Below are 17,554 nucleotides of genomic sequence, written 5' to 3' on the forward strand. Positions count from 1 at the left end.
GCGGTAATGGCGCTCGGTAACTCCAGTCGCGATCAGGGGAAAACCGGGTCACGGCACCGGGCAATCGCTGTCGGCCAACACCGCTTCCAAGCGCGCGCGCTCGGCGGTCGCCGCAGCCTGGTTCTCCGGCGCAGCGAAGCGCTCACGGCCGCGCGCATCGCGCAAGCGCTGCTGCCAACTGCTGCAGCGCTGTGCCTCCGCTACCGGCTCGCAGGCATCGCGCACCACTTCGCAGCTGGCCGCGTTGCTCGGCGCATGGCTGCCCCCCAGGCCGGTAAGGGCCAGCGATTCGCAGCGTGACGGGGCCGGCTCGCGCTCATGCAGGTAGCGACCGCCATCGGCAGAAACGCACTGGTAGATCTCCGGCAGCGGCGGTTTGGGTGGGCTGGCGTCGTCGGGCTCCTGCGCCGGGGCTGCCGGGCGCAGCGCTGCGCTGTCGAGCAGGCCGCTGTCTTCGTCGCCGTCCTGCGGCAGCGGTGGCATGCGGTAGTCAGGGGCGGGCGCAGCCGGCGCATTCTCCACGGCTGCCGGGGCACGCACCGGCGCGCTGATCCGCTGGATGCGCTGCTCGCTGCCAGCGGGACAGGCCACGCTCTGGATGGTCAGGCTGCCGCCGGCATCGGTGCAGCGGAAGAACACCGCTTCGTCCGCCGCAGCGGGCAGGGTCACAAGCAACAGGAGCAGCAGGAACCGTTTCATGCCCCGCCGCAGTCCTGGTCCAGGCGCGCGTCGATCCCGCGTTGCTCGCGGGTCAGCGCATCGCGCTCGCCCTGCAGCGCACTGTTGTAGCGGCGGATCAGGTCCCAGCGCCGGTCTTTCAGCCGCGAGCAGACTTCCTGCGCGGGCAGCGCATGGCATTCATCGCGCACCAGCACGTTGCCGGCCGGCACCACCACGCTGTTGCCCAGCCCGGGGTGCGGATACCCACCGCCCTGCCAGTGCGAGCTGCCGCCGCCGATGCTGATGCTGCCGCCCACCCGCGCGCCGCTGCCGGTCACCGAGACCGCACCGCCACGGCTGCTCACCGAACCGCTGCCCATCGGTGCGATCGGTGGCAGCGGACGCGACGGCCGATAGCCACCCGACGGCGGCCTCGGGCCTGGTGGATACGGCAGATAGGCTTCGGTCCAGATCGGCACCCAGCGTGGATTGCCTTCGTTGCTTTCGCTGACGTAGGTATCGCCGTCGCTGGTCGTGCACTCGTACATCGGCTGCGGCGGCTGCACGTGCACGTAGCGCACCTCGCGCTCGGGAGCGCGCGGGGCAGGCATCGGCTCCGGCGTGCGGTCGCTGCGCACCACCTGCGGGGCCGGGTCGCGCGGGCGCTGCAGGTCGCGGATTTCCTGCCGGCCTTCGCGGCATGGCGCGTCCTGCAGCGACACGGCGCCGTTGCTGCCCACGCAGCGGTAGACACGCACGTTGTCGCTCTGCGCGGCGGCGGGCACGGCAGGGCTCAGCAACGTGAGCAGGGACAACCACAGAGCAGGGCGCAGGGTCATGCGGCCAGTGTGCGGGTTTGCCCGCCTGCGCGCAAAAGGCGGCTCAGCTGCGCAATACCTGGCCGCTGAGCGCATCGCGGATCGGCGTGGGCTGTGCCAGGCCACCGGTCTGGCCATCGATCAGGCCATCGAGCAACGCCAGCAGGCGCGGGTCCAGGTCGGCGCGTGTGCGTGCCGGCGGCTCGCCGGCGAGGTTGGCACTGGTGGAGACCAGCGGGCCGCCCCAGGCGCGGCACAGCGCGGCGACCAGGGGGTGCGCGCTGATGCGCACCGCGATGCCGCTGTGTTCGCCGGTGATCCAGCGCGGCGCACGTTCGCCGGCGGGCAGGATCCAGGTGTTGGCACCGGGCCAGCTGGCCAGGACCTCGCCTTGGCGATCCAGCGGCAGGGCATCCATCCGCACCCAGCCCTCCAGCTGGGCTGGGTCGGCGGCGACCAGGATCATGCCCTTCTCAACCGGGCGCTGCTTGAGCTGCAGCAGCTTCATCACCGCGGCCTCGTGCGCGGGGTCGCAGCCCAACCCCCAGACCGCTTCGGTGGGATAGGCGATCACCCCGCCGGCGCGCAGCGCAGGCAGGGCAGTGTCCACAGTGAGTTCGTTCATGACAGGCGACCCGGGTGCATGGCCCGCATTATCCTCCCGCCGTGGCGGGAGGGGTCAACCAGGCTCAGCTGGCAGCGACCTTCTTGACGGCCTTCTTCACGGCTTTCTTGGCCACCTTCTTGGTGGCCTTCTTCGCCGTTGCTTTCTTGGCGACCTTCTTCACCGCCGCCTTCTTGGTGGCGGTCTTCTTGGTCGCTTCACCGGCAGCGGCTTTCTTGGCCGGTGCCTTCTTGGCCACGACCTTCTTGGCGGCCTTCTTGCCGAAGCCCTTGCGCACCGGCTTGCCGGTTTCTTCCATCAGCGTCTGGACTTCGGCCAGGGTCAACGAGGCGGGCTCGCGATCCTTCGGGATCTTGCCGTTCATCTTGCCGTCGCTGATGTACGGGCCGAAGCGACCGTTCAGCACCTGGATCTCGCTGCCCTCGAATTCCTTGATGATCCGGTTGCGCGCGATCTCTTCCTTCTCTTCGATCAGGAACACGGCGCGGGCCAGGTCGATGGTGTACGGGTCGTCTTCCTTCTTCAGCGAGGCATAGGTGCTGCCACGCTTGGCGAACGGACCGAAGCGACCGATGCCCACGCTGACGTCCTCCTCCTTGTCCTGGCCGAGCGCACGCGGCATCAGGAACAGCTCCAGCGCGTCTTCCAGGGAGATGGTGTGCATCGACTGGCCGGGGCGCAGCGAGGCGAACTTGGGCTTGTCCTCGGCGTCCTCGGCGGTGCTGCCGATCGCCGCGTAAGGCCCGAAGCGCCCCAGTCGCACGCTGACCGGCTTGCCGGTCTTGGGGTCGGTGCCGAGTTCGCGCGCGCCACTGGCTTCGGCGCGGTCGACCGATTCGTTCTTTTCGCCGACCAGCTTGTGGAACGGTTCCCAGAACCGCGCCATCAGCGGGATCCAGTCTTCCTCACCCCGCGACACCGCATCGAGCTCGTCTTCGAGCTTGGCGGTGAAGTCGTAATCCACGTACTGGGTGAAGTGGCTGGACAGGAACTTGGACACCGCGCGGCCGACATCGGACGGGCGGAAGCTGCGGCCTTCCATCTCCACGTACTTGCGGAACAGCAGGGTCTGGATGATCGAGGCATAGGTCGAGGGGCGGCCGATGCCGTACTCCTCGAGCGCCTTGACCAGCGCCGCTTCGGTGAAGCGCGGCGGCGGCTGGGTGAAGTGCTGTTCGGCCAGGATGCGCTCGAGCGGCACGCGCTCGCCGGGCTTCATCGCCGGCAGCTTGCGGCCTTCATCGTCGTCGTCAGCACTCTTGTTGTCCTTGCCTTCCTCGTACACGGCCAGGAAGCCGGGCACGACCACGGTGGTGCCGCTGGCGCGGAACACATGCTCGCTGCCGGCCGACAGGTCCACGCTGACGGTGTTGAGCGTGGCCGGGATCATCTGGCAGGCGACGGCGCGCTTCCAGATCAGCTCGTACAGCTTGCGCTCGTCATCGGTGAGGAAGCGCGCCACCTGGGCAGGCGTGCGCAGCGCCGAGGTCGGGCGCACGGCTTCGTGCGCTTCCTGGGCGTTCTTGGATTTGGTCTGGTAGGTGTTCGGCTGGTCCGGCAGCGAGCCGATGCCGTAATCGCGCGCGATCACGTCGCGGATCTCGGCCAGCGCGTCCTGCGAGAGGTTCACCGAGTCGGTACGCATGTACGAGATCAGGCCGACGGTGCCTTCCTCCTCACCGATCGCCATGCCTTCATACAGCTTCTGCGCGACCTGCATGGTCTTGCGCGTGGTGAAACCGAGCTTGCGCGAGGCTTCCTGCTGCAGCGTGGAGGTGGTGAACGGCGGCGCCGGGCGGCGCTTGCGCTCCTTGCTGACCACGTCGGTGACGTGCAGGGCGCCCTGGGCGGCCTGCTGGATGCGCATGCGCGCGGCCTCGGCAGTATCGCCGTCGGTCACGGTGAACTGTTCGAACTTCTGCCCGTCCAGCTTGATCAGGCGCGCATTGAAGTGCTGCGAGGGATGCGCGCACAGCGCATCGATGCTCCAGTACTCGCGGGCGATGAAGGCTTCGATCTCTTCTTCGCGTTCGACGATCATGCGCAGCGCCGGGCTCTGCACGCGGCCGGCGGACAGGCCGCGCTGGACCTTGCGCCACAGCACCGGGGACAGGTTGAAACCGACCAGGTAATCCAGCGCACGGCGTGCCTGCTGCGCATCGACCAGATCGGCAGCGATCTCACGCGGGTGGCCCATCGCTTCCTTGATGGCGCGCGGAGTGATCTCGGTGAAGACCACGCGCTGCATGGGTTTGTCCTTGACCAGCCCACGTTCCTTCAGGATCTCGGCGATGTGCCAGCTGATCGCTTCCCCCTCGCGATCCGGATCGGTCGCCAGGAAGATGTCGTCGGCGCCCTTGGCGGCCTTGACGATGGCATCGACGTGCTTTTCGTTCTTCTCGATGAGGTCGTAACGCATCGCGAAGTTGTTGTCGGGATCAACCGCGCCTTCCTTGGGCACCAGGTCACGCACATGCCCATACGAGGCCAGGACAGTGAAGTCCTTGCCGAGGTATTTGTTGATCGTCTTGGCCTTGGCGGGCGATTCGACGATGAGCAGGTGCTTGGGCATGGCGTCAGGATTCTATGGGCAGGGCCCCGGGGAGGGCCGCTAGGGTGGAGCAAATGGCCGCATTAGTGAAGCGGCGCGGGCGATATACATAAACCGAACGCCCGGGGGTGGGCCGGGCGTTCAGCTTTCTGCCTATTAGTGGAATCACGCCGGGGCCGCTTGTGTCAAGCGGCCCGGTGTGAGGATTGCTCAGATCAGGACATCGAGGCGATCACGCCGATCATCGCGATCATCACGCCGAACAGGGCCACCACGGCCAGTGCGGCGATCACCAGGATCACGATGGTGACCGTGCCCAGGCCGCGCTGCTGCAGTTCGGGGTGCTCGGTGAAGGCCCACTTGTCCACCACCAGGGTGTCGCACATCATGTCGTGCAATGCCTGCTTGCGCTCGGTGAAGGCGGCCATGATGAAGCCGATCATCAGGATCAGGCTGCTGACGATGGTCGCCAGGTAGCGGCAGAAGGCGCGCAGGAAGCTGATCCGCTCGCCATTGCCGCGCACGACCTTGATCCCGACGGCCATCTTGCCCAGCGTGGCGCCACCGCGCGAGGCGTGGAAGCCGGCGTAGTAGCCGATGCTGATCACCATGCTGAGCAGCATCACCACCAGCGTCAGCGCGACCTGCACGCCTTCGTTGCCCGCGCTGGCGCCCATCACGTTGATGATCATGCTCAGCGGCAGGGTGACCACGGTGAGCAGGATGTAATCGATGAAGTAGGCGGCGTAGCGCTTCCAGAAACCGGCATAGACCACGTCCTGGCCATTGACCACGGCCGTGTTGGCGTAGCCGGTGGCCGCGGCGGGCGCGGTGTACGGCGAGTAGGTGCCGCCACCGGTGCCCGGCAGTGGCGCGGTGCCATTGTCGATGGCGGTGTAATCGCCGCGCAGGTCGATGCCACTGCCGACCGTACTGGCCGCGCCGGCCAGATTCTGCAGCTGCAGCTCATCGACGGCCTCGGACAGCGGTGCCCACTGCGCGAACCCTTCCCGCCACACCAGCGTGGTCAGGGTGATGTCACCGCGCTGGAAGCGCTGGCGCATCTCCTCTGCGCTCAGCGGTCCCTGACGTTCCTGGCCATCGGCGAAATACCACTCAGTCATTGCTTCAATCCCCTGTTGGGTGCATCCATGGACGTGTGTCCGTTATCAGCCGCGGCAGTGCTGCGGCAGGTACTTGTCTTCCGGTTCGCCACTGCATTCCCAGTGCTGCTGCTCACCGTCGTAATCCAGCCACAGCAGCTTGCCGTCCAGCGAGGTGCTGCCGGGCACGGTCAGTTCGGCTTCCACGCCGCAGTGGCCATTGTCGAAACGACCGATCCGCACGGCGCCGACCGCACCGTCAGCGTAGCTTTCGGCCGGCTGGAAGCCCTCGTCATCGTTGACCGGGCAGCGGCCATGTTCGCTGGCGAATTCGGCCACGGCCGCCTTGATCGGTTCCAGTGCGGCAATCGCCTCGGTGGCTTTGGCGCGGGCGACATAATCGCGGTAGGCCGGCACGGCCAGCACCGCCAGTGCGCCGCCGATGATCAGCACCAGCACCGCGACCACGGCCGCGACGATACCCACGACCGCGCAGCCACTCAGACCCTGGCGGGGCGGTGGGGCGGCGGTGGGCGTGATGGGCGGGGCGGGATCGGCAGGCGCGGCCGACGCCGCAGGCGCAGCCGGGAGTGCGGGTGGCAGGGTCGGGCCGGGCGCGATCACTTCCACCGCTTCGGCAGCGGGAGCGATGTCCAGGCCGATCTCGGCGGCCACGGTTTCCAGCGGTTGCCACTGGGCCATGCCGTCGCGCCAGACCAGCGTATCCAGTGCGATGCGGCTGGAATGGTAGAGCGCGATCAGCTCGTCAGCAGGCAGCGGACCGCGCTGCTGACTGTTTCCTTCTGCAAAGAACCACTGGTCCACCGGCCCACTCCTGAATGCGCAAGGCGCTCAGTGTAAGGTCAGTGAAGCGGTTCCGGCTCGTCCACGAACATCTGGGTTTCCATCCAGGCGTACGCGGCCTCGGCCCCGGGCTGGTTGAACAGCACCATCAGCACGACCCACTTGAGGTCGTCCAGGTCCAGTTCGTCCTGGTCCAGCGCCATCGCACGGTCGAGCACCAGCTCACGCTGGCTGGCATCGAGGATGCCGTGCTGCTCCAGGAACATCAAAAAGCCACGGCCTTCCACGTCGAGCTTGTCCAGCTCGGGCCCATGGAAAATGCGCACCGGGCCATTGACGCGGCCCAGCACCACGGCCGGGCGCTGCTCGGCGAGCGCGTCCAGCCAGTCGAAGGCTTTGTTGATCTCGGTGGGGCTGAAGCCGGCCTGGATCAGGCCGTTCTGGAGGGAGTCGCGGTCGCGGATGAGGTCCGCGTCTTCGCTGAAATAGTGTTCGAACAGGTACAGCAGGACATCCAGAATGCTCTCTTTCATTGCCCCTCGGCCTGCGTCAACGACGCTGTGGAGGTGAAGAAACTAGGGTTTTCGACAGTAGCGACCATAGGCGGCCATTACCTTTCCATCCAGTTCCATGACCAGCAGCATGGCCGACAGCTGGGCCGCCGTCAATCCGCTGCGCTGGATCAATGAATCCATACCCGTTGGGTCGTGATCCAGGGCTTTCCACAAGCACTGGTAGTCCGGGTCGGTGTAGGAAGGGGCGCGCTCGGGCGCCGGTCGTGCCTGTTCAGTGGGGGCGTCCAAGCGGGTTCGCAAGGCCCCGGCCAGGGTCTGGGCGAGCGTGGCCAACCCGGCGGTTACCTCGGCCGGCGCCTCCACCAGCGCTGCGCCCTGCCGGATCAGCCGATGGCAGCCGCGGGCGCGGGGATTGCGGATCGAGCCGGGCAGGGCGAACACCTCGCGGCCCGCCTCGGCCGCACAGCGCGCGGTGATCAGGGCGCCGGAGCGCTCGGCGGCCTCGATCACCACGGTGCCCAGGCTGAGCCCGGCGATGATCCGGTTGCGTGCGGGGAAGTGCGCCTGGGTTGCCGGCATGCCCGGGGCGTACTCGCTGACCACCGCGCCGGTGCCGGCAATCCGTTCATGCAGCGCGGCATGCCGGGGCGGATAGGTCTGGTCCAGGCCGGTGGCGACCACGGCCACGGTCATGCCACCGGTGACCTGCAATGCGCCGTCATGGGCGTGGGCATCGACCCCGGCCGCCAGCCCGCTGATGACCGACCAGCCCTCGCCGGCCAGCGCGGTGGCGAAGGCATGCGCATGCTCGCGGCCGCCGGCCGTGGGCGAGCGGCTGCCGACCACCGCCACCGCCGGGTGCCAGAGCCGCGCCGGCTCTCCGTCCACGAACAACGCCACCGGGGGTTCCTCGATCTGGGTGAGCAGTGCCGGATAGTCCGGATCGGTCACGCCGAGCAGGTGATGGTGCTCCTCGGCCAGCCATGCCAGGGCATGTGCCAGGTAGCGTTCGTCCGGCAACGCCAGCCGGGCGCGTTGCGCCTGCGTACAGCCGGCAGCCCGCCAGGCGGTCGGGCCGGCCCGCAGGGCGGCCGCCGCATTGGAAAACTGGCGCAGCAGGCGCAGGCGAGGCGGCAGCGCGCCCCCGGCCAGGACCAGGGTGAGCAGGGCAGTGGATGAGGCAAGGCAGGGAATGGGCATCCCGATACCCTGGCCCGGAAATGACGACGGCGCCCTAGGGCGCCGTCGCATGGCAGGGTAGGACTCCGCCGCGTCTACTGCTTATCGGGATGCAGTGCCGAATAGCCGACCCTGACCGGCTTCACGCCTTCCATCACCAGCGCGTAGCTGACGTTCTCGAACGTGCGGAAGACCATCGCATGGGCGGCGTACTCGTCCGGCAGGGTGACCCGGCCGGCGCCGCTGGTCAGCGAATCGTCCATCCGCGACGAGTTCGGGTAATCCATGCGGTGGGCCACATGGCGGCCCTGGCGCCACAGCGAGAACACCGTGCCGTTGTCGACCCCGTTGGCACTACCGGCGGAGATCGCGATCACATCGCGCGGGCCGCCGGAGGTGAAGGTGTCGGCGATGGCCAGCACGCGCACGTCCAGATCGACGGCCTGCGGCGCGGGCACATGCGGCACGAACTGCAGGTCGTACGGGCGGGCCTCGACCGGAACCAGGCGGTCACCGGCGCGGACTTCACGGCCGTCCACCTGGCCCTGCAGCACCAGCGAGGTCACCTCGACACTGCCGCTCTGCACACGGCTCACCGTACCGACGTTGATCTGGGCCAGTTCGTAGCCCAGCGTCTGGTGCCGCTTGCTCGGCACGATGAACGTCTTCCAGAGGTTGCCGCTGCCGGGCGTGGTATCGCCGCGGGCATTGAGGTCTTCGGTCGGCTTGGGCAGGGCGTACTGCACCGTCGGGCGGACCACCGCGTAGCGCTGGCCGACCTGGGCATTCTCCAGGCCGCGCACATAGGCCGTCTGGCCGGTGGTCGCGCGCAGGCGGTTTTCTTCCAGATTGACCACGTACGGCAGCGACTTGACCTCGTCCACCACGCTCAGCTGCTTCAGGAAGGGCTCCACCTGCTCCAGCGGGACGCCGTTGATCGGGGCCTCCTGGCGCGGGCCGGGCTGGGCCACGACGCGGTCCAGATAGGCCAGGCTGAGCACGTCACCCGGGTAGATCAGGTGCGGATTCTTGACCTGCGGGTTGGCCTGCCAGATCTCCGGCCACAGCCAGGGCTTCTGCAGGAAACGCGCCGAGATGTCCCACAGCGTGTCCCCTTTGCGCACGACATAGGTATCCGGGTGCCCGCCATTCATTTCCACGGCGGTAGCATAGGTAGCGACGGTCAGCATCGCTACGGCGACGACCGTACGAGTTCGTTCAAACATAGATGTGGTGCCTGATTCCCCAACAGGTTCGCGCACTATAGTCCAGAAACCGGGGCGCGGGGCAAGCGTTGGCGATAGAATCGCCCTGTACGCCGCTTCGACCGGCGCCCCCTACCGGTATTTGCCATGGCCCTCCTGCCCATTCTCGAATTTCCCGATCCGCGCCTGCGTACCAAGGCTGCGTTGATCGATGCTGCCGACGTGACCACGCCGGCGTTCCAGACCCTGATCGATGACATGTTCCACACCATGTACGACGCCCCGGGCATCGGCCTGGCCGCCAGCCAGGTGGACGTGCACAAGCGCTTCATGGTGATCGACGTCAGTGAAGAGAAGGACACCCCGATGGTGTTCATCAATCCTGAGATCGTCGCCAACGAAGGCGGCCAGGTCTATCAGGAAGGCTGCCTGTCGGTGCCGGGCATCTTTGCCGACGTCACCCGCGCCAACCAGATCACCGTGCGTTACCTGGATCGCCACGGCGTGGCCCAGGAACTGACCACCGACGGCGTGCTCGCTGTCTGCGTGCAGCACGAGATGGACCACCTGGACGGCAAGCTGTTCATTGATTACCTCTCGCCGCTCAAGCGCGAGATGGTGCGCAAGAAGCTGGCCAAGCAGCGCAAGCACGTTGCCTGAGGTGATTGCAGCGACCGCCGCGCGGGATGACCGCGCGACGTGTCCTGTCGCGCGGCGCCGCACATCGGCGCCGTTTTACGTTCTGTTAGTGGGGTCACCATGAAGATTGTCTTTGCCGGTACGCCGGCGTTCGCCGTGTCCTCGCTGCGTGCCGCAGCCCGTCACCATGAAGTGGTCGCGGTGTACACGCAGCCCGATCGTCCCGCTGGCCGTGGCCGTGGCCTGGCCCCCTCGCCGGTCAAGCTGGACGCGATCGCACGTGGCATCCCGGTGTTCCAGCCGGAGAGCCTCAAGACCCCCGAAGCCCAGCAGCAGCTGCGCGACCTGGCGCCGGACCTGATGGTGGTGGTGGCCTATGGGCTGATCCTGCCCAAGCCGGTGCTGACCATTCCAACCCACGGCTGCTGGAACGTGCACGCCTCGCTGCTGCCGCGTTGGCGCGGTGCCGCGCCGATCCAGCGTGCGATCCAGGCCGGCGATACCGAAACCGGTGTGTGCCTGATGCAGATGGACGCCGGGCTGGATACCGGCCCGGTGCTGCTCAAGCAGCACATCGCGATCGGCCCCAACGATACCGGCGGTCAGCTGCACGATCGTTTGGCCGCCCTGGGTGAGCAGGTGCTGTCCGATGGCCTGGGCCTGCTGCGGGCCGGCATCAAGCCGATCGCGCAGCCGCAGCCGGAGGCCGGCGTGACCTATGCGCACAAGCTGGACAAGGCCGAAGCCCGTCTGGACTGGGCGCAGGACGCCCACGTGCTGGCACGCACCGTACGCGCGTTCAATCCGTGGCCGATCGCCGAGGCGATGCTGGCCGGCGAACGCGTCCGCATCCATGGCGCGATCGCGCTGGAGGACAACCAGGGCAAGGCCCCGGGCACGCTGCTGGGCGCCTCGCGCGACGGCATCGACATCGCCTGCGGGCAGGGTGCGCTGCGCCTGCGTGTGCTGCAGCGTGAGGGCGGCAAGGCGATCACCGCTGCCGACTACCTCAATGCCCGTCGCGATCTCGGCCTGGGTTCCTGAGATGACCAACGCGCGTTCCGGCAAGCCTGCAGGCCCCTACACCGCCCATACCGCCCCCGGCGTGCCCACCCGCGTGCTGGCCGCGCGCGTGCTGGCCCAGGTGATCGGCCGCGGCCGTTCGCTCAAGGCCGAACTGGCCACCGCCTTGCCGACCCTGGAAGACAGCCGCGACCGCGCGCTGCTGGAGGCGCTGTGCTTTGCCGTGCTGCGTCGCCGTGCCGCGTATGACGCTGCACTGGCGCAATGGATGCCGCGGCCGCTGAGCGTGCGCGAAGACGAACTGCGCGCGCTGCTGCTGGTCGGCTTCGCCCAGTTGGACGCACTGGAGCTGCCGGCGCACGCCGCGCTCTCGGCCACGGTCGACGCCGCGCGTGCGATGGGCCGTGATCGCCAGGCCGGCATGGTCAATGCACTGCTGCGCCGCGCCCAGCGCGAAGGCATTCCGCCGCTGCCTGCGCGCGATGCCTTCCCGCTGTGGATGGCCGAGAAGATCGAACAGGATTGGCCGGACGAGGCCGACGCGGTGTTCACCGCGAGCCTGCAGGCCGCGCCGCTGTGGCTGCGGGTCAACCGCCAGCACAGCAGTCGTGAGGCGATGCTGCAGCAGTTGGCGGCCGCCGGTATCGAGGCGGAGGCATCGAGCGTGGGTGCCGATGCGATCCGCCTGCCGGTGCCGGTCGCGGTCTCCGCGCTGCCCGGGTTCGCCGATGGCGCGCTGTCGGTGCAGGATCTGTCTGCCCAGCAGGTGGCCGATGCGCTGGCGCCGCGCCCGGGTTCGCGGGTGCTTGATGCCTGCGCCGCACCGGGCGGCAAGGCCGCCCATCTGCTGGAGCGCGATCCGACCCTGCAGCTGCTGGCGTTGGACATCGATGCGCGCCGGCTCAAGCGCATCAGCGAAACGTTCGCACGCACCGGCGTGGGCCAGAACGCGCAGGTGCTGGCGGGCGATGCGACCGATCCGGCCAGCTGGTGGGACGGGCAGCTGTTCGACACCATCCTGCTCGACGCCCCCTGTTCGGCCACCGGCATCATCCGCCGCCAGCCGGATGTGTTGGCGCATCGCCGCGCGACCGACATCGATGCACTCATCGCCCTGCAGGCGCGCCTGCTGGATGCGTGCTGGTCGATGCTCACCCCGGGCGGAACTCTGCTGTATGCGACATGCTCGATCCTGCGCGATGAAAACCAGTTCCAGGTCGAATCCTTCCTGCAGCGCACCCGGGATGCGGGCTTCCTGCCGCTGGGCGAGGCGTATGGCCACGACTCCTGGGCCGGGCGCCAGCGCCTGCCCGGTGAGGAAGGTGCTGACGGCTTCTTCTATGCGCGTCTGCTAAAGAAGGGTTGATCCGAACCCGGCTAGAATTCCGCCCCATGCTAAAAAACCGCGCATCCCGAGAGTTCTGGCTGCTTGCCCTGATGGCCCTGCTCGTTCTGGGGGCCGGCCTGGGCATGCGTGATCCGTGGCCGTCCGACGAGCCACGCTTTGCGCTGGTCGCCAAGCAGATGGTGGAGAGCGGCGACTGGCTGTTCCCGCATCGGGGCACCGAGCTGTATTCGGACAAGCCGCCGCTGCTGATGTGGTCGCAGGCCGCGCTGTACTCGCTGATCGGCGACTGGCGGGTGGCCTTCCTGCTGCCCTCGCTGCTGGCCGCGCTGGGCACACTGGCCTGCGTCTATGACCTGGGCCGCCGCCTGTGGACACGGCGGGTCGGGCTGTACGCCGCCTGGGCGCTGCTGTTCGCGCTGCACTTCACTTTCCAGTCCAAGAAAGCCCAGATCGATCCGCTGGTGGTGTTCTTCATCACCCTGGCCAACTACGGCCTGCTGCGGCATCTGCTCAGTGGCCCTGCGTGGCGCTGGTGGTGGCTGGGCTGGTTCGCTGCCGGGCTGGGGGTGATCACCAAGGGCGTGGGCGTGATCGCGCTGCTGATGATCGTGCCGGCCGCCGTGGCCTCTGTGCTGGGCTGGCCGCGGGTCAAGCTGCATGTCCGCGACTGGCGGTTCTGGGCCGGGCCGCTGGCGTTCGCGCTGGCGATCGCCCTGTGGCTGGTGCCGATGGTGCTGACTGCGCTGGGCAGTGGGTCGGCCGAGTATCGCGCCTACCTGGACGACATCCTGTTCCGGCAGACCGCCAAGCGCTACGCGCAATCCTGGGATCATCATCAGCCATGGTGGTATTTCCTGGGCACGATGCCGTCGATGTGGATCCCGGCCTTCCTGGCGATTCCCTGGGCGATCCCGGCCTGGCGCCGTCGCCTGCAGCGGCGTGATGCGCGCTACCTGCTGCCGCTGGTGTGGTGGTTGTTGATCGTGCTGTTCTTCTCGATCCCCAACGGCAAGCGTGACGTCTACATCCTGCCGGCGCTGCCGATGTTCTGCCTGGCGCTGGCACCGCTGCTGCCGGGGCTGCTGCGCAAGCGCGCCTTCCAGTGGCTGCTGGGCGGCTTCGTGGCGCTGCTGGCCGCCGGCCTGCTCGGCATCGGTATCTCGATGCTGGTCGGGCAGCCGGGGTTCGAGCGCAAACTGATCCTCGACCGCGGCATCGATACCGCCGTCACCTCCGGCCTGGGCTGGGTCGCGGTCGCGCTGGGCTGCTGGGCCGTGCTGACCCTGTGCATCGCCGGCGTGCGCCGCTTCCATCTGGCGGTGGTGGCGACGCTGACCATGGCCTGGGTGGCGTTCGGGCTGATCGGCTACCCGCTGTTCAACGACTCCAGCTCGGCACGCGGCCTGATGCTGCAGGTCGGTGAACGCATCGGCCCGAAGGCGGAACTCGGCTTGGTCGCGTGGAAGGAGCAGAACCTGCTGATGGCCGACCGTGAGGCCGCCACGTTCGGGTTCAACCGGCGCTGGGACCGGCAGCTCGCCGACGGGGTCGCCTGGCAGGCCGCCCAGCCCCAGCAGCGCTGGTTGCTGGTGCAGGAAGACGCGCTGCTGGCGTGCGTGGACCGCACCACTGCAGAGCTGGCCGGGGTCGCCAACCGCCGCCGTTGGTGGTTGGTAAGGCCCGGCGATATCCACGGTGCCTGCGTGGCCAGCGCCGAAGAACAGAAACGCGAACGCGCGCTGCACCGGATCGACGGCGATGAGTGAATTCTGTAATGCTGGCGGCCTGGTCGTGCAGGTGCGGCAGCTCCGTGGGCGCCGGTCGCGTCCAGTGCAATCACGGGCGTGCATGCCTGCGTGTGGCAATCGAGGTTGGCAATGACGTTCTCCGCTGCATCCGAGCCGGCCACGCCCGTTTCCCTGCCGCCGCTGCAGGGGCGTGCCGGTGTGGCCCATTGGATCGCCACCGTGGGCCTGTTCTGCATGCCCGCGCTGGTGCTGACCCTGCCCCAGAACCTGCTGCCCTACGGCATCCTGTTGCTGCTGAGCACGCTGCTGGCGCCGGATTACCTGTGGCGCGCGCGGGGCCTGGCCGGGCGGCCGGTGAAGGCCCTCACCTGGCTGGTGGTGGCCGCGATTGCCTTTGCACTGCTCTCGATTTATCTGTTCGAGCAGGGCCTGCGCGACATCGACAACCGCTCACGGTTCGTGGTGATCCCCTGGATCGCCCTGTGGGTCTGTGCACTGCGGCCGGACATCCGCTGGCTGTGGGGCGGGGCGCTGGCCGGCCTGCTCGGTACCATGGTGCTGGCGATCCTGCAGGTGGCCGGCGGCGCGCCACGCGCTGATCTGAGCACCAACGCGATCGTACTGGCCGACATCGTGCTGGTGCTGATGGTGCTGCTGGTGTTCTGCCGGCCACACAAACGTTGGACCTGGGTGATCGTGGGCATGGTCGCCGGTTGCGTGACCATCGTGCTCAGCGGCAGCCGTGGCGTCTGGCTGGCGCTGCTGGCACTGCTGGTGGTGATGGCGATGAGCCTGCGCTGGCGTACCGGGCCTGCGCGGCTGGGTGTGCTGCTGGCCCTGGTGGCGATCGCCGGTACCTTGATCCTGACCATCCCGAGCCTGCGCGAGCAGGTCCGCCTGACCGAACTCAAGCACGACGTGGTGCGGATGGAGCGCGGAGACAGCGACTCCTCGGCCGGCGCGCGCGTGGAGCGGTTGCAGGTGGCCTATGAGACCTTCCTCGATCATCCGCTGACCGGCGTGGGCATCGGCCATTTCGACAGCGCCATGCAGCGCCTGCCGGTGTGCCGGGATGATCCGGCCGAACAGCGCTGCCATCTGGGCCACGCGCACAATGACCTGGCCGAGTGGGCGGCGACGCAGGGCGTGCCGGGCCTGCTGTTGCTGCTGGCCATCTATGGTGTGCCGCTGTGGGTATTCACCGGCCTGCACCGGCGCAGCGGCGAACAGGCCTTCCGTGGCCCGGCCGCTGCCGGGATCATGGTGGTAGTGACCTATGTGCTGTGCGGGATCACCCAGTCGATGTTCGCGCACCAGATCACGGCCAGCTTCTACGTCACCATCGTCGGCCTGCTGGCCGGGCTGTCGATCGTCCAGGGCCATACCCGCCGGGTGGCGTTGGCACAGGCCAAAGCTCAGGCGCCTGGCTGATCCCGCGGCGGATCGGTCACCGGCTGCCCGTTCTGCAGCATCCACAACATGATGGTCTTCTGGCGCACGTAGTTGGCGCGCACATAGGCATAGACCAGGCCGTGCCAGCCATCGCGGAAGCCGCCGCGCAGCAGCAGCCCACGCCAGAACCGCCACGTCGGGGCCAGGATCAGCTTGGGCAGGGTGGCGCGCTTGCCCCGCGCGAACTCGTGCTCGGCCATCATCCGCGCGTAGCGCTGGGTCTTGAGCAGCTGCTGCTCCAGCGAACGGTAGGGGTAATGGATCAGGTCGCCGCGCAGGGTGCCCAGCGCGCCATCGACGCTGGCCGCCTCATGGATCTCACGCTTGCCGCGCCAGCCGCCATGGCGGCGGTCGAACAGGCGCAGGACCCGGTCCGGGTAGGCGTTGCCATGCTTGAGGAACTTGCCGAAGTACTCGGAAAGCCGTGCGAACCGGTAGCCGTGGTGGCCGGCGAAACCGTTGGCCTGGGCGGACAGGATCGCCTCGCGCAGGGTCCCGCTGATGCGCTCGTCGGCGTCCAGGCACAGCACCCAGTCATGCGCGGCCTGCTCGACGCAGAACGCCTTCTGGCTGCGGAAGCCATCGAACGGGCGTTGCAGCACCCGCGCCCCGGCGGCTGTCGCGATCGCCACGGTGGCATCGGTGGACTGCGAGTCCACCACGACGATCTCGTCGCAGAAGGCCAGCGAGGCCAGACAGTCGCCGATGCGGTCGGCTTCATTGAACGCGATAATGCAGGCCGAAATGCGAGGCCGTTCAGTGGGAGCGGTCGAGGAGGACATGATGGCCGAGTACCTGCTGTTTGCGACGGAGCGTTATGCGCTGCCCATTCTCGCCCCTCTGGCGCAGGCGTTGCACGCATCCGGTCAATCGGTGTCGGCCTGGTTCGCCGATGGCGCCGCTGGCGCGTCGCTGCCCGGCGTGCCCAATGCAGGCCTGAAAGACGCGCTGGCACTACGTCCGCGCGCGGTGTTCAGCGCCGCCAACTGGGTGCCGCCGTTCATTGCCGGGGCCAAGGTGCAGGTCTTCCACGGCTTCAACGTGCAGAAGCGCGACAGTGCCCGCGGCCACTTCCGGGTGCGCGGCCTGTTCGATCTGTATTGCACCCAGGGCCCGGCCACGACTACTCCGTTCCGCGAGCTGGCCGCGCGCGAGGGCCACTTCGCCGTGGCCGAGACCGGCTGGCCCAAGCTCGATCCGCTGTTCCGCGATGACGGCGGCCTGAGCGCGGGATTGCGCGTGCCGGCACAGGGCCGCCCGGTGATCCTGTTCGGCTCGACCTTCACCGAGCGGTTGAGCGCCGCGCCACACCTGTACGAGCAGATCGCGGCCGATATCGCCCGCGGTGAGCATTACTGGCTGCTGACCCTGCACCCCAAGTGCGCCCCGGCGCTGTTCGAGCGCTACCGCGCGCTGGCCGGCCCGCATGCGCGCTTCATCGAGCCCGAACAGGTGATGGCCGCGCAGCGCGCCGCCGATGTGCTGGTCTCGGATACTTCCTCGATCGTCTCCGAGTTCATCGTGCAACACAAACCGGTGGTGACCTTCCGCAACCGGGTCCCGCAGCCGCACATGATCGATTTCGACGATGCCACCCAGCTGCCGGCGATGCTGGCCCAGGCGTTGGATCCCGCCCCGGCGTTGATGGCCGAGATCCGGCGCTACGCCGATGCCATCCATCCGTTCCGCGATGGGTATTCGGCCGAGCGAGTGATCGCGGCGACCGAGGATTTCCTGTCCGGTGAACTCGGCACGCTCAAGCGCAAACCGTTCGGTGCGTGGACGCGTGGCCTGCAGATCCGCAAGGAGCTCGGCTATTGGGGGCCGGCGAAGCGATAAGCCAGCGTTTGCGCCACCAGGTAGATCCATGCCAGGCGTGGATGC

General features: G+C 68.0%; 16 protein-coding genes. 6 read left to right on the forward strand and 10 right to left on the reverse strand.

Annotated features, from left to right (window positions below; all coding sequences use genetic code 11):
* Positions 1-48 precede the first annotated feature (48 nt).
* The 9 genes from ACW6W5_RS01755 to ACW6W5_RS01795 all read right to left on the reverse strand — a co-directional run bounded on the left by ACW6W5_RS01755 (position 49) and on the right by ACW6W5_RS01795 (position 9,481).
* Positions 49-699: a DUF4124 domain-containing protein gene (locus ACW6W5_RS01755; RefSeq protein ID WP_152151024.1), complete on the reverse strand. Its 651-nt coding sequence runs from the start codon at positions 697-699 to the stop codon at positions 49-51.
* Complete coding sequence (locus ACW6W5_RS01760; RefSeq protein ID WP_428999810.1) at positions 696-1,493, reverse strand: DUF4124 domain-containing protein; 798 nt, start codon at positions 1,491-1,493, stop codon at positions 696-698. The genes ACW6W5_RS01755 and ACW6W5_RS01760 overlap by 4 nt, the downstream gene beginning before the upstream one ends.
* Positions 1,494-1,542: 49 nt before the next feature.
* Positions 1,543-2,103 carry a Sua5/YciO/YrdC/YwlC family protein gene (locus tag ACW6W5_RS01765; RefSeq protein ID WP_152151028.1) on the reverse strand — a complete coding sequence of 187 codons (561 nt, stop codon included), beginning with the start codon at positions 2,101-2,103 and terminating at the stop codon, positions 1,543-1,545.
* A gap of 64 nt (positions 2,104-2,167) precedes the next feature.
* Positions 2,168-4,675 (reverse strand): DNA topoisomerase I, encoded by a 2,508-nt coding sequence (locus tag ACW6W5_RS01770; RefSeq protein ID WP_152151030.1) that lies wholly within the window; start codon positions 4,673-4,675, stop codon positions 2,168-2,170.
* Between the two features lie 194 nt (positions 4,676-4,869).
* Positions 4,870-5,778 (reverse strand): RDD family protein, encoded by a 909-nt coding sequence (locus ACW6W5_RS01775; RefSeq protein WP_152151032.1) that lies wholly within the window; start codon positions 5,776-5,778, stop codon positions 4,870-4,872.
* Between the two features lie 45 nt (positions 5,779-5,823).
* Positions 5,824-6,582, reverse strand: a complete 759-nt coding sequence (locus ACW6W5_RS01780; protein ID WP_152151034.1) for a pilin — start codon at positions 6,580-6,582, stop codon at positions 5,824-5,826.
* Between the two features lie 38 nt (positions 6,583-6,620).
* On the reverse strand, positions 6,621-7,094 hold the full coding sequence (locus ACW6W5_RS01785) for a DUF494 family protein (protein WP_088433666.1): 474 nt from the start codon (positions 7,092-7,094) through the stop codon (positions 6,621-6,623).
* A gap of 42 nt (positions 7,095-7,136) precedes the next feature.
* Positions 7,137-8,276 (reverse strand): DNA-processing protein DprA, encoded by a 1,140-nt coding sequence (gene dprA, locus ACW6W5_RS01790; RefSeq protein ID WP_152151036.1) that lies wholly within the window; start codon positions 8,274-8,276, stop codon positions 7,137-7,139.
* Positions 8,277-8,350: 74 nt separating this feature from the next.
* The gene (locus ACW6W5_RS01795) at positions 8,351-9,481 is read right to left on the reverse strand and encodes a LysM peptidoglycan-binding domain-containing protein (RefSeq protein ID WP_152151038.1); all 1,131 of its coding nucleotides are present in this window, start codon (positions 9,479-9,481) and stop codon (positions 8,351-8,353) included.
* A 126-nt stretch (positions 9,482-9,607) separates the two neighbouring features.
* Here ACW6W5_RS01795 and def point away from each other — a divergent pair, with 126 nt between their 5' ends.
* The 5 genes from def to ACW6W5_RS01820 all read left to right on the forward strand — a co-directional run bounded on the left by def (position 9,608) and on the right by ACW6W5_RS01820 (position 15,649).
* On the forward strand, positions 9,608-10,120 hold the full coding sequence (def, locus tag ACW6W5_RS01800; protein ID WP_121040274.1) for a peptide deformylase: 513 nt from the start codon (positions 9,608-9,610) through the stop codon (positions 10,118-10,120).
* A gap of 99 nt (positions 10,121-10,219) precedes the next feature.
* The gene (gene fmt / locus ACW6W5_RS01805) at positions 10,220-11,143 is read left to right on the forward strand and encodes a methionyl-tRNA formyltransferase (RefSeq protein ID WP_152151040.1); all 924 of its coding nucleotides are present in this window, start codon (positions 10,220-10,222) and stop codon (positions 11,141-11,143) included.
* Between the two features lies 1 nt (position 11,144).
* Positions 11,145-12,488: a 16S rRNA (cytosine(967)-C(5))-methyltransferase RsmB gene (gene rsmB / locus ACW6W5_RS01810; protein ID WP_152151043.1), complete on the forward strand. Its 1,344-nt coding sequence runs from the start codon at positions 11,145-11,147 to the stop codon at positions 12,486-12,488.
* 26 nt (positions 12,489-12,514) lie between these two features.
* Positions 12,515-14,236 (forward strand): ArnT family glycosyltransferase, encoded by a 1,722-nt coding sequence (locus ACW6W5_RS01815; protein ID WP_152151044.1) that lies wholly within the window; start codon positions 12,515-12,517, stop codon positions 14,234-14,236.
* A gap of 111 nt (positions 14,237-14,347) precedes the next feature.
* Positions 14,348-15,649 carry an O-antigen ligase family protein gene (locus tag ACW6W5_RS01820; RefSeq protein ID WP_152151046.1) on the forward strand — a complete coding sequence of 434 codons (1,302 nt, stop codon included), beginning with the start codon at positions 14,348-14,350 and terminating at the stop codon, positions 15,647-15,649.
* Here the strand turns inward: ACW6W5_RS01820 and ACW6W5_RS01825 are convergent.
* Complete coding sequence (locus tag ACW6W5_RS01825) at positions 15,634-16,452, reverse strand: glycosyltransferase family 2 protein (RefSeq protein ID WP_152151049.1); 819 nt, start codon at positions 16,450-16,452, stop codon at positions 15,634-15,636. The two genes, ACW6W5_RS01820 and ACW6W5_RS01825, sit on opposite strands and share 16 nt — an antisense overlap.
* On the opposite strand from ACW6W5_RS01825, the gene ACW6W5_RS01830 reads away from it, so the two are divergent.
* Positions 16,451-17,509 (forward strand): CDP-glycerol glycerophosphotransferase family protein, encoded by a 1,059-nt coding sequence (locus tag ACW6W5_RS01830; RefSeq protein WP_152151051.1) that lies wholly within the window; start codon positions 16,451-16,453, stop codon positions 17,507-17,509. The two genes, ACW6W5_RS01825 and ACW6W5_RS01830, sit on opposite strands and share 2 nt — an antisense overlap.
* Positions 17,510-17,554 lie beyond the last annotated feature (45 nt).

It is taken from the genome of Stenotrophomonas sp. IS26 (assembly GCF_054188265.1).

Coding starts and splice junctions, on each gene's coding strand:
- ACW6W5_RS01755 (WP_152151024.1), bottom strand. CDS start 699: ATGAAACGGTTCCTGCTGCTCCTGTTGCTTGTGACCCTGCCCGCTGCG.
- ACW6W5_RS01765 (WP_152151028.1), bottom strand. CDS start 2,103: ATGAACGAACTCACTGTGGACACTGCCCTGCCTGCGCTGCGCGCCGGC.
- ACW6W5_RS01770 (WP_152151030.1), bottom strand. CDS start 4,675: ATGCCCAAGCACCTGCTCATCGTCGAATCGCCCGCCAAGGCCAAGACG.
- ACW6W5_RS01775 (WP_152151032.1), bottom strand. CDS start 5,778: ATGACTGAGTGGTATTTCGCCGATGGCCAGGAACGTCAGGGACCGCTG.
- ACW6W5_RS01785 (WP_088433666.1), bottom strand. CDS start 7,094: ATGAAAGAGAGCATTCTGGATGTCCTGCTGTACCTGTTCGAACACTAT.
- dprA (WP_152151036.1), bottom strand. CDS start 8,276: ATGCCCATTCCCTGCCTTGCCTCATCCACTGCCCTGCTCACCCTGGTC.
- ACW6W5_RS01795 (WP_152151038.1), bottom strand. CDS start 9,481: ATGTTTGAACGAACTCGTACGGTCGTCGCCGTAGCGATGCTGACCGTC.
- def (WP_121040274.1), top strand. CDS start 9,608: ATGGCCCTCCTGCCCATTCTCGAATTTCCCGATCCGCGCCTGCGTACC.
- fmt (WP_152151040.1), top strand. CDS start 10,220: ATGAAGATTGTCTTTGCCGGTACGCCGGCGTTCGCCGTGTCCTCGCTG.
- rsmB (WP_152151043.1), top strand. CDS start 11,145: ATGACCAACGCGCGTTCCGGCAAGCCTGCAGGCCCCTACACCGCCCAT.
- ACW6W5_RS01815 (WP_152151044.1), top strand. CDS start 12,515: ATGCTAAAAAACCGCGCATCCCGAGAGTTCTGGCTGCTTGCCCTGATG.
- ACW6W5_RS01820 (WP_152151046.1), top strand. CDS start 14,348: ATGACGTTCTCCGCTGCATCCGAGCCGGCCACGCCCGTTTCCCTGCCG.
- ACW6W5_RS01830 (WP_152151051.1), top strand. CDS start 16,451: ATGATGGCCGAGTACCTGCTGTTTGCGACGGAGCGTTATGCGCTGCCC.
- ACW6W5_RS01825 (WP_152151049.1), bottom strand. CDS start 16,452: ATGTCCTCCTCGACCGCTCCCACTGAACGGCCTCGCATTTCGGCCTGC.